Source organism: Komagataeibacter sucrofermentans DSM 15973 (assembly GCF_040581405.1).
Lineage (GTDB): Bacteria > Pseudomonadota > Alphaproteobacteria > Acetobacterales > Acetobacteraceae > Komagataeibacter > Komagataeibacter sucrofermentans.
Map to the genome: position 1 here is coordinate 32,439 of NZ_CP137160.1, position 9,987 is coordinate 42,425.

Sequence of the window (9,987 nt, forward strand, 5' to 3'; positions counted from 1 at the left end):
ACTCAGAAGATGCGCTGTCTCCTGACAAACGGCTTGTTCTTCTTCCTGCACAACATCCCTCCCCCGGTAGCCTGCCCCCCGATCAGGCAGCCCGTTCCAGCCCCAGATGTGTCACAAACGGATCAAAGTCCCGGTCACTGTAAAGAAGCCGATACCCGCTTACGATGCATCGTGTGGCAATCAGGGTATCAATGGTCTTCCGGATGGTGATGCCTCTGCCGCGCAGGTCACGAAAATATCGTGCCGCCTCGATCATGACATCACGTCCCCCGATCTCCACCAGATCCAGGGCACCAAGCATCCGCCGTGCCGTGTTGAAATCCCGCTCACTCGCAAATCCCTGGAGAACTTCCGTCATCATCAGATCCCCAATGGCGACAGGTTCTTCTCCCAGAAGCCGGTCTAGAACATCAACCTGTGGCGTCACCGTACCCCGGAAAAAATCGATCCAGACCGAGGAATCCACCAGGATCATGCGTCGGAACGCATGGCATCAAGATCACCCTGCCAGTCGAGCTTCCCCCGCAAGGTACGGAGTTCCCGCTGCTGCTTCAGCCTGATCAGCGTCCGCAACCCGAGTTCGACCGCTTCCTTCTTGGTTTTGACACCAGACGCCTTCAGCGCATCTGTCATGAGGGCATCGTCAATGATGATGTTTGTTCGCATGATGTGTATCTCCAATAGAAATCATACACATTAAATCATCCGCTCTCAAGCATGCCGCAGGACATCAGGTATCCTCCCACGGATTGAGAACCCGCACACCAGCCGCCTCGAAAGGCGACACGTCGCGACTGGCCACGACATAACCACGGGATGCGGCAGTCGCGGCAATATAGCCATCTGCCTTGCCAATCGCCCGACCCTCTGACCTGGCCCGCACCATCAGTTCGGCATAGGCCTGGGACGCCGCCAGATCGAACGACAGGACACGCCCCGCGAACAAGGGCAATACCTCCTGTTCCAGCCGCTCATGCAGTACAGAACGCCGCCGACCGGTCGGCATCGCCCCGATCCCGAAACGCAGTTCCGCCACCGTGACGGCAGACAGGAAAAGCGTCTCGATCGCCTGTCCATCGATCCAGGCCAGAACACGCGGCTCCGGGACGGGCTTCCACGGCTCCGAGATCACATTGGTATCGAGCAGGATCATTCGAAGGACATCGGCTCGGCCGGGGTCTGATCGCGGGTCTGCAAGGCCGCAATATCCTGATCACACATACCGGCCTCCCGACCGATGGACGCCAGAAGCGATCCCAGCCGGACCCGCTGCGGCGGCCGGACGGCCGCTTCCAGAATGGTCCGGATCTCTGCTTCCGTACTGCGCCCATGCAGCATGGCCTGCGCCTTCAGCGCCCGATGCGTCTCTTCCGGAAGATTACGAATAACCACAGAAGACATGACAGGACTCCTCATTTCCTGGAATGATATCATAAATATCATTTCGATATCTTTCCAGAAAAACCCGACATCCCCTCATCCAGATTCAGTTTTCCGGCACGTCCAGACGATCATCGTCCCTGATCTGCCCCCTTGTTCCGATCCGCTCCAGAAGAGCTTTGGCACGAGCAGGCGTGGTCCGTGTCGCCCGTGCGGAAAAATACCGTTCCGCTTCTGCCTGCCCACCCAGCCGGGCCGCGACAGCCGTCGCAACAAAAAGGTTCATGCTGACACCTGAAAGCGCCGCCTGACGCGTTGCGGCTTCCCGCATATCTTCCGGAAGCCGAAGCTGGATTTTACTGCTACTCATCCTCTCATCCTTCGCAAAAGAACACCTGGCCGCACTGCTGGAATACCGAACCGTGATACAGCCCGCTGCATGTCTTTCAGATTGAACGTGGCGATCGCATCCGCATTTCCGTTGATCGCTGTCTCAACCACAAGTTCATCATCACCGTGCGCTCCTGTCGGTCGCCACCTGTAATCAAAAGAAACCGGCACGCAGCACCCTGCAAGTCCATCAAGAACCTCCAGAACTTCATCCCCCTGAACGCCCATTCGAAAAAGGTTTTCAGAACGACGCAACACCGCCTCGTATTCGACCAGGAGGGTCGTGGAGAGCAGCAGACTGAAATTCCTATCCAAGGCCCCCAGCAAAAGCTGCCGGGACGCTCCGTCCGGTGACATGAATCCCGAAAGAACAACATCCGTATCAAGAACAACGCGCATAGTGACATCATATATGACGTCACTGCTTAACGTAAATCAAAATCTCCTACATCCCCATATCCATATCCCGCCCCCTGGAACGCGACAGCGAGCGCGTGCGCTGCGGCTGCAATCCATGATCGAGCGTCGATCCCTTCCGGACGCCCAGTTCATGCCCCTTCTGCCGCAGGAGGGATTCAAGCTGCACGTCCCGCTTCAGCTCCCTGAGCGCCACACCCTGCTGCTCGCGGCTCAGCCCGTCCCACGCCTTCACGAACCGCGCCGCCCGCAACTCGGGGGAATGCCGCACCTTGTCCTCGTGTTCCAGCCCCTCGACCAGCCTGCGCGCCCGTGCCGGCCCTTCCAGCCCGTACAGGGCCTGCCGGATCTCCGGCTCATGCTTCACGGCGGTTTCCAGAGCGATCACCGCCCCGGGCCGTAGCCGTTCGAGGGCCGTGCTGGCGTCAAGCCATGCCTTCTTCTGGTGCTCCAGCACCGGCAGCTCCTGCTCCACCATGCGCCCGATGTCCCGCACCGCCCGCGCATACTGCTCCACCGCCTGGTGGAGCGGATCACCACCCGGCACAAACCCGCCCAGCCCGGCAGGCACCTGCGCGCGCTGCACACGCGGCAGCCGCAACCCGGCAAAGGGCGAGGCGGGAGCTTCACGCTCAACCCCACTTTCCCCCTTACTGGCCCCGGCATCCACCCCGGCCGACACGTCTTTTTCCGCCGTCTGGCCACGCCCCCGCACGGACAGGTCCAGCCCGTCGAACATCCCGCGTTTCCGCTGCGCCGGTGCCGGATCTAGCGTATGGACAGCTTCGGCCTGCCTGTCCTTCTGGGGGCCAGAGGCCGTCTCGCTGCGCTCCACCACGATCTCGCTCTCGGGGACATGCAGCCCGCGCCGTCGCGCAAACCCGGCATCCCGATCCCGGACATGCGGGTAATCCAGCGTGGTATCCTTCAGCCGCTCGCGCGACAGCCGCCGCACCAGCCCGTCCCGGTCGCCCACATCATCCCGGCCCCAATGAACGGACACGCTCTCCCGATGGCGCGACAGCGCCACATAGGCCCCATGCCGGTCCATGCTCCCCGTCGCCAGCACATGCGCCCGGTCCACCGTCACACCCTGCGATTTGTGGATGGTGGCGGCATAGCCATGATCCAGCGCGTCATAATCCGCCACCGACACGGACACGACCCGGCCACGTCCGGCTCCCTCCTTCCCATCAAGCTGGACCGATAACGCCAGATCCCCAGCCTCAGCCGACCCCACGATACCCCGCACCGTCCCCAGCGTACCGTTCTTTACCCCCAGCTCCCGGTCATTGCGCAGGAAGTAGATACGCTCCCCGTCCGCGAACACCCGCTCGCCCTGGGCGGTCGGCACCAGCACATCATCACCCAGTTCACCCGCGTCCCGCCGGATCTCCCGCGCCGCCTCGTTCAGCGCCCGCACATCGACACGCCGATGCGCCAGCATGATCTGGCTTTCCTCTGGCGCGGCCTGACGCGCTTCATCCCATCCGGCCACCACCCCGGCCCGCGCCTCTTCCAGCGTGTCATGACCGCGCACCAGGCCGGCCGCCTCATAGCGCCCCAGCGCCTCATCCGTCCGCCCGGTCGCCAGCTCCTTCGTGGCCACCTGCTGCCAGCCTTCACGCTGCCGGCGCACGGTCGTGATTTCCACCGACCCGACCCGCTCGGCCACCGCCCGGAACGCACCGCCGGCCTCGATCGCCTGCAACTGCTCGGGATCGCCCACCAGCACCACCTTGGCCCCGGCCCCGCGCGCGGCAGACAGCACCCGCTCCATCTGCCGTGAACCCACCATGCCGGCCTCATCCACCACCAGCACGTCCCCACGTTCCAGCCGGTCGAACCCACGCGCCCACGCACGCTCCAGGGAGGCCAGCGTCCGGCTTTCGATCCCGGACCCCGCTTCCAGACCTTCCGCCGCGATCCCCGACAGCGCCGCCCCGCGCACCCGGTACCCGGCCTCTTCCCATGCCGCGCGGGCGACACCCAGCATGGTGCTCTTCCCCGTCCCGGCATACCCGACCACGACGGACAGGTCGCGGGACTTCGTGACCTCGCCCACCGCCAGCGCCTGCTCGTCCCCAAGCCCGTCCCGCGCCATCGCCACCCGACGCACCGCCAGCGGCACCGCATGACCCTGGGACCGCCCCATCGCAAGCGATGCCTCTTCCAGACGCTGCTCGACCCCGATCATCTCCCGTGTGGAAAACCGCTCCCGCCCATGCCCGTCTTTCCCAATGACAACCAGATCCGGACACGCTTCCACCTGAACCATGACAGCACTGAACTGCGCGGCATCCGCCGTATGCCGGTCCACGAACCGCGCCAGGTCCTGGCGGGTGAATGTGCTCTGCTGTCGGGTCAACGCCTCCAGCGCCACATGCGGTTCGGCCAGCAACCTTTCGCCATTGCGCCGCGCGATCTCCAGATGGTCGGCAACCCGCTCACACGGTTCGCCGCGCTCCGGCCGGCGTGACCCTGCGGGTCCGATCTTGTTCTGCGGCTCAAGGTCGATCCCCTGTGCGGCAAACGACCGATGGTCGATCCGCACATCCAGGTCCAGCCCGGCCAGCCGTTCATTGGCGAGCGACGCCCATCGCTCCCGCCATGTCAGCAGCAGATCCTTGTCATTCCATGAACGCTCTTTCGCACCAAACCCGATGGAAGGCTGATCCTGCTCCAGACCTTCATGCCGCAGCCGTGCCGCCGCGATCAGTCGCGCCGTTCTTCCAGCCGCTGCAAGCGCTTCTCCAGCGTCGAGAGCTTCAGCAGGATGCCGCGCTGCGTCTCCCGGATTTCCGCCAGCAGACGGATCATGAGCTTGAGTGGATCGTCGTCCCCTTTCTGCTCCATCAGGTCCAGGATCCGGCGTGATGTCGTATGCGCCCCTGCCGCCTCGTTCAGGATGCGGGATTCCGTCTCGTCTTCCATGCACAGCCTCTCCGGTTCTGACTTCGATCCGTCGTGTAGACAGCATCACATGGGCATGGGGCTTCGCCTGTCCATCTTCGCCAATATCCCAATGCACATTGAGATCAGCCACCATGCCGCGTTCCACGAACTGCTCGCGCACAAAATCCCGTGCCAGCGCGATCCCCTGCGCCTGGGTCATTTCGCGCGGGATTGAAAACTCCACCTCGCGGGCAAGCTGGGCATCCTTGCGCTTCTCGATCGCCTCGACCTCGTTCCATAGGGTCGCACGGTCGAGAAACCGCTCCGGCGCGCCGTCGGGCAGCAGGATCTCGGAATGCACCACGCCGCTCTTGTTGGAAAAGTCATGGTCGCGATCCAGCCGCAAATCATGCAGGCGGGACGCTGCACGATAGGCCGCCGCCGCCACGGCGCTCCGGCCGGTGGCGCGGCTGATGACCTTTGCATGCAGGTGATAGATCGCCATGAACGCGATCCTATCACACCACTTAAGCGCACGTCACGAAGTGACGTATAAGCGCGCACTCACATTTTACTGCGCCAAAAGGGTTGGTTTGTCTGGATGAGTGACGCGGTTCTCGCCTGTGTGGTAGAGTATGGCACAGACCAGCAGGACAGGGGACCGGAAATGCGCAGGCCACGGGACATTGATGCGGAACTGAAGGCGCTTCAGGAAAAGGCGAAGCAGCTTAAGGCGCAACGGACCCTCCAGCTCGGCGAACTGGTCGAGGCGACGGGAGCCGATACCCTGTCGATCGAGGCGCTGGCCGGGGTGCTGCTTGCGGCTGTCGAACAGGCGGACGGCAAACCCGAAGCCGTTGCGAGGTGGACCGAACGGGGGACGGCGTTCTTTCAGGCCGGCGCAAAAAAGGGCGGTCGGAAAGGAACCGGAAACGATCAGAACGGAGCTTCTGGCGCTTGAAAGACGGATCAGGAAGCAGGCGGCCCTGATCCATCGCCATCAGGCACGAAAGGCACGCACCGACATGCGCGACTGGGCGAAGGCGCGACGGGAACGCACCCATCATCTGATCGAACTGGGCGGCCTGGTCCAGAAGGCGGGACTGGTCGATCTGACCGATGATGACCGCGCTACCCTGCTCGGGGCCTTCCTGGACATTGCGGGGCAGCTTCGGGAGGGCAGGAATACCGCGTCAGGCGACCTGAAAACACGCTGGAGGCGTGCGGGGCTTCATGCCTTCGACAGGGACCGGGAACAGGACTGACGACGCAACACGATCATCTGATCTGTCCGCTATCGAATGCAAACGAAACCCTGAACCAGAACGGGAGAACCGAGGTCCATGTATTACGGCAAGAACGCCTTTTCTCTGCTCCTACGTTACACCCTTGCCCATGAGATCGAAGAGTGGGGCTGGGACATCGGCGACCATACATATGGTGCCAAGGGTTCTCCCATCATCATAGAAGCCGAATATGCCGGCCTGAAGATCGGGAAATACTGCTCGATTGCCCGCGAGGTGCTGATGATCCTGGGCAATCACCGACCGGACACGATCACCACCTACCCGTTCAAGAACCAGTGCAATTTCTGGCCCGAAGCGGCGGATGCAACCGATGACCATTCCACCAAGGGGGATATCGTCATTGGCAACGACGTCTGGATCGGCGCGCGGGCCAACATCATGTCGGGTGTCACCATAGGATCAGGCGCGATCATCGCCACGGCGGCCGTGGTGACCAGGGACGTGCCGCCATATGCCATCGTGGGCGGCAACCCGGCCCGGGTCATCAAATACCGCTTCCCCGAAAAGACCATCGGGCGTCTGCTTGCAGTCGCCTGGTGGGACTGGCCTGAAGCATTGATACGAGAACGGATGCCCCTCCTGATGAGCGACGATATCGACGCTTTCCTGCGCGCTTTTGAAAAAGGACCCGCACAGGAAAAATCATGATGCAAAAACTGTTTTTGCTCCTTGTTGTCCTGCCGATCCTCTTCCGGCCTGCTTCAGGCTTTGCCCAGGGCAGAGGAGACTGGCTGCCTCGGTCGGACGTTAAATCTCCCTATGCGGCCTTGTCTGTTCCGACAGCACTGAAGCCGGTGCCGGATTCTCTGGCGAGCCTGTTGACCAAAGGCTATCGGATCATGACCACAGCGGATTATGGCGGCTCAGGAGCCCTCTTCACGCTGGTCTGGCAAAGGCAGACCGTAATCTGTGTTCTGACAGCGCCTGTGCCAGGCACGGATCAGAACGTCCCGACATCGCGCTGCTGGGCCCTGAACTGAGTTGTGCAGGCCGGACAGATTGGAAACCGTGTCTTACGCGACATCCCCTGGCTGACCGATGAGGACCGCGCAACCCTGTTCGGAGCCTTCCTGGATATTGCAGGGCGGCTTCAGGGCGGCGATGATACTGCTTTGGTTGACCTGACAGCACGCTGGAGACGTGCGGGGCTTCATGCCTTCGACAGGCACCGGAAACAGGACAGGACAACAGGCAGACGTGACCATGACCGACCACGAGACACGATCATCCGGAGCTGACACAGTGTGCGAGCTTACGACCCGGATTGTCACAGCCTATGTCAGCAGTCACACGGTTCCGGCGGATACCCTGCCAGGCCTCATCGCCACGGTGTTTCAGGCGCTCGGAAGTCTGGGACAGGCGACGACCGGAACACCGGATCTGGTGCCGGCCGTGCCCGTGAAAAAATCCGTGTTCCCGGATTACATCGTCTGCCTGGAGGACGGAAAAAAAATGAAGATGCTCAAGCGTCACCTTCACACCGTCTATGGCCTGACGCCCCAGCAATACCGGGCAAAATGGGGCCTGCCGGAAAGCTATCCGATGACCGCCCCATCCTATTCGGCACAACGGGCTACCCTGGCACAGGAAATCGGACTGGGGCGGACCATCAAGGCGACACCGGAACCTTCGCACGTACCGGACGCTGAAGTTCCGGTCACGCGCCTGCCAGAGAAGAAACGCGGACGCAGGCCAAAACTGGCCTGAAGGTCCAGACCGGGAGAAACGGGACATGAAGACGGATCATACCGATCGCGACGACTGGGAAGCCTGGAAGGACGAAGCCACACGCCGGGCACTGGCCGAGGCTGATGCCGGATTGTTCATCAGTGGTGAAGCGGTGAAGGCATGGGCGGCCAGCCTCGGGACCGATCATCCCCTTCCCCTGCCTGAACCCGGGCAATAAGGGGGACGCTCTCGCACACCGCAGGAAGGTGACGCAGAGTGCAATGGTTACGACTATCCCTGATGCATTGATGGAACGACCGTTTCACGACCCTACGGCTACCCTTGTGACGACCCATCGACATACCCGAGGCCGACATCGCGCCTACCCATAAGTAGTTGTTCTTCATACACCATTGCACCACTGGTGCGGATGCTCAGGCACCTGCCTGCCGGATCTGGGCGATCATTTCATCGGCTGTGATCTCTCCGCGCTGGCGTGCATCCATGATTGCGGTGAGCGCCCTGTCATGAGGGAGCACATGCGGATCATCAGGTGTCGCCGTATGAGCGGCCCTGCCATGCGGGGCCGGAAAGGTTATGCCCGTCACATCGGGATTGCGCGTAAACATCCCGGCCAGGATCTGGTCTGCCTGCTGGATGTAATTGCCTGGGACATCCCGGGATACGCGCGCGGAGCCGGCCGAGGTGGTGATGTCGAGGCCGGCGACATGCGGCAGGAGATCGAGGATGCGCGTCAGGGCTTCGATATCCTGCTGTGTCAGCAGGGTTCCCCCGTCCCCGACCACGAGCAGCTGCCAGGGCCGCTTTTGTGGCAGTGTTCCGGGACTGTCCTTCATGACGATGACCCTTTCTCCGGAACGTCTTTGATGCCCTGCTGCTTTCTGAGCAGGGCCTCATAATGCTCCACGGACATGATGACGAAACGCGGCTTGTGGTGCCTGGTGATGACTACAGGTGCAACGGCGGCCGCTTCGAAAAGATCGCTGGCATTGCGGGTCACGGCGCTCGCTGGAAACGCTTTCATGGAGCATGATCCAGATATGACGGATTATCTGGGATATACAGGAAACCCGTATTTCCTGCCAGAAAGTCGGGAAAAGGAGGCCTGGACGGACGAACAGGAAATGGCCAGCCCATCAATACCCGACAAGGCCCGCAGAGCGCCCTGGGAGGCCGCACAAAGCGCAATTCCCTTATCTCGCCACCCGACCACACAATAACACCTGTACGGCCATCCTGTGGCGTCTGGTGGGCATGTTGTGACACGTGAGCCGCTGAATGATCGCCTGAACGCCGGTAAGTCTTGAGCAGATTGCGGTCTTGCCCGGTTCTTCTGTTGTTGCAGGCGTCGGGCGAGCGCGGAGCGGGAGCCCTGTAGGGCGCCGAAGGCGCCGACGCGGGAGAGGAAGGTGCTGGTGGAGAGACGATGCGGCAACGCATCGTCAGATTATGATTTCGCGCCGTAGGCGTGTCCGTTTAGCGCAGCCCTGAAAGGGCGAGCAGGGGGATGCCGGGTGGGAGATCGCGCATAGCGCGATCGGGGCGGCCGTAGGCCGCGAGCCGGCGGGGGCGGAGCCCCCAAGAGGCGGTGCTTGGAGGCAATTTGGCTGCAAATTTCAGGAAATAAAAAGTTATCCACAGCATTGGAGTGTTTAAATAGGTGTTAAAGTGGTGTTACGGATTTTTATAATTCAAATAACATACTGAATAATAAAGGTTTTATCGGGAGATTCTATCGTCCTGTGAATCCACTATGACGATAAACCGAATCCACTATGACGATAAACTGAATCTAATATGACGATAGCGAGTATGCGTAATTGAAATGACGATAAGCTCAATCTGAATCTAAAATGACGATAATTGGCTTGCGTATTTGAAGTGACGATAGTAGCTATCTGTAATTGAA

At 61.2% G+C, this 9,987-nt stretch carries 16 protein-coding genes and 2 pseudogenes; 8 read left to right on the top strand and 10 right to left on the bottom strand.

Annotated features, from left to right (window positions below; translation table 11 throughout):
- Positions 1-82: 82 nt before the first annotated feature.
- From R5N89_RS16155 to traA, 8 genes and pseudogenes are all read right to left on the bottom strand, one after another.
- On the bottom strand, positions 83-475 hold the full coding sequence (locus tag R5N89_RS16155; RefSeq protein WP_007396299.1) for a PIN domain nuclease: 393 nt from the start codon (positions 473-475) through the stop codon (positions 83-85).
- Positions 472-666 (bottom strand): type II toxin-antitoxin system VapB family antitoxin, encoded by a 195-nt coding sequence (locus R5N89_RS16160; RefSeq protein WP_010512461.1) that lies wholly within the window; start codon positions 664-666, stop codon positions 472-474. The genes R5N89_RS16155 and R5N89_RS16160 overlap by 4 nt, the downstream gene beginning before the upstream one ends.
- Before the next feature lie 64 nt (positions 667-730).
- Positions 731-1,153: a type II toxin-antitoxin system VapC family toxin gene (locus tag R5N89_RS16165; RefSeq protein WP_110531928.1), complete on the bottom strand. Its 423-nt coding sequence runs from the start codon at positions 1,151-1,153 to the stop codon at positions 731-733.
- Positions 1,150-1,401: a FitA-like ribbon-helix-helix domain-containing protein gene (locus R5N89_RS16170; protein WP_025439953.1), complete on the bottom strand. Its 252-nt coding sequence runs from the start codon at positions 1,399-1,401 to the stop codon at positions 1,150-1,152. Before R5N89_RS16170 ends, R5N89_RS16165 begins: the two co-directional genes overlap by 4 nt.
- 85 nt (positions 1,402-1,486) lie before the next feature.
- Positions 1,487-1,666, bottom strand: a complete 180-nt coding sequence (locus tag R5N89_RS16175; protein WP_242448110.1) for a toxin-antitoxin system HicB family antitoxin — start codon at positions 1,664-1,666, stop codon at positions 1,487-1,489.
- Positions 1,667-1,696: 30 nt separating this feature from the next.
- A pseudogene (locus R5N89_RS16180) lies at positions 1,697-1,750 on the bottom strand (toxin-antitoxin system HicB family antitoxin); the annotation flags it as partial.
- A complete protein-coding gene (locus R5N89_RS16185) occupies positions 1,747-2,169 on the bottom strand; it encodes a putative toxin-antitoxin system toxin component, PIN family (protein WP_010517487.1) in 423 nt (140 codons plus the stop codon). The gene R5N89_RS16185 and the pseudogene R5N89_RS16180, both read right to left, overlap by 4 nt.
- Positions 2,170-2,215: 46 nt before the next feature.
- Positions 2,216-5,587: a Ti-type conjugative transfer relaxase TraA gene (gene traA, locus R5N89_RS16190; RefSeq protein ID WP_354680743.1), complete on the bottom strand. Its 3,372-nt coding sequence runs from the start codon at positions 5,585-5,587 to the stop codon at positions 2,216-2,218.
- Positions 5,588-5,683: 96 nt separating this feature from the next.
- Here traA and R5N89_RS16195 point away from each other — a divergent pair, with 96 nt between their 5' ends.
- From R5N89_RS16195 to R5N89_RS16225, 7 genes and pseudogenes are all read left to right on the top strand, one after another.
- The gene (locus R5N89_RS16195) at positions 5,684-6,043 is read left to right on the top strand and encodes a conjugal transfer protein TraD (RefSeq protein ID WP_025439939.1); all 360 of its coding nucleotides are present in this window, start codon (positions 5,684-5,686) and stop codon (positions 6,041-6,043) included.
- A 64-nt stretch (positions 6,044-6,107) separates the two neighbouring features.
- Positions 6,108-6,347 carry a conjugal transfer protein TraD gene (locus R5N89_RS16200; RefSeq protein ID WP_110570155.1) on the top strand — a complete coding sequence of 80 codons (240 nt, stop codon included), beginning with the start codon at positions 6,108-6,110 and terminating at the stop codon, positions 6,345-6,347.
- A gap of 78 nt (positions 6,348-6,425) precedes the next feature.
- Positions 6,426-7,037, top strand: a complete 612-nt coding sequence (locus R5N89_RS16205; RefSeq protein WP_110557470.1) for a CatB-related O-acetyltransferase — start codon at positions 6,426-6,428, stop codon at positions 7,035-7,037.
- Positions 7,034-7,369, top strand: a complete 336-nt coding sequence (locus R5N89_RS16210) for a hypothetical protein (RefSeq protein ID WP_110570154.1) — start codon at positions 7,034-7,036, stop codon at positions 7,367-7,369. The genes R5N89_RS16205 and R5N89_RS16210 overlap by 4 nt, the downstream gene beginning before the upstream one ends.
- A 51-nt stretch (positions 7,370-7,420) precedes the next feature.
- Positions 7,421-7,627 (top strand): annotated as a pseudogene (traD, locus tag R5N89_RS16215) (conjugal transfer protein TraD); the annotation flags it as partial.
- The gene (locus tag R5N89_RS16220; RefSeq protein WP_110570153.1) at positions 7,593-8,096 is read left to right on the top strand and encodes a MucR family transcriptional regulator; all 504 of its coding nucleotides are present in this window, start codon (positions 7,593-7,595) and stop codon (positions 8,094-8,096) included. The pseudogene traD and the gene R5N89_RS16220, both read left to right, overlap by 35 nt.
- Before the next feature lie 25 nt (positions 8,097-8,121).
- Positions 8,122-8,295 carry a hypothetical protein gene (locus tag R5N89_RS16225; RefSeq protein ID WP_167400915.1) on the top strand — a complete coding sequence of 58 codons (174 nt, stop codon included), beginning with the start codon at positions 8,122-8,124 and terminating at the stop codon, positions 8,293-8,295.
- A 196-nt stretch (positions 8,296-8,491) separates the two neighbouring features.
- Here R5N89_RS16225 and R5N89_RS16230 read toward each other — a convergent pair whose 3' ends face one another.
- Positions 8,492-8,914: a hypothetical protein gene (locus R5N89_RS16230; RefSeq protein WP_110570152.1), complete on the bottom strand. Its 423-nt coding sequence runs from the start codon at positions 8,912-8,914 to the stop codon at positions 8,492-8,494.
- On the bottom strand, positions 8,911-9,102 hold the full coding sequence (locus R5N89_RS16235; RefSeq protein WP_110570151.1) for a type II toxin-antitoxin system Phd/YefM family antitoxin: 192 nt from the start codon (positions 9,100-9,102) through the stop codon (positions 8,911-8,913). The genes R5N89_RS16230 and R5N89_RS16235 overlap by 4 nt, the downstream gene beginning before the upstream one ends.
- Here R5N89_RS16235 and R5N89_RS16240 point away from each other — a divergent pair.
- The gene (locus tag R5N89_RS16240) at positions 9,101-9,298 is read left to right on the top strand and encodes a hypothetical protein (protein WP_167400914.1); all 198 of its coding nucleotides are present in this window, start codon (positions 9,101-9,103) and stop codon (positions 9,296-9,298) included. The genes R5N89_RS16235 and R5N89_RS16240 overlap by 2 nt on opposite strands.
- The last annotated feature ends 689 nt before the right edge of the window (positions 9,299-9,987 follow it).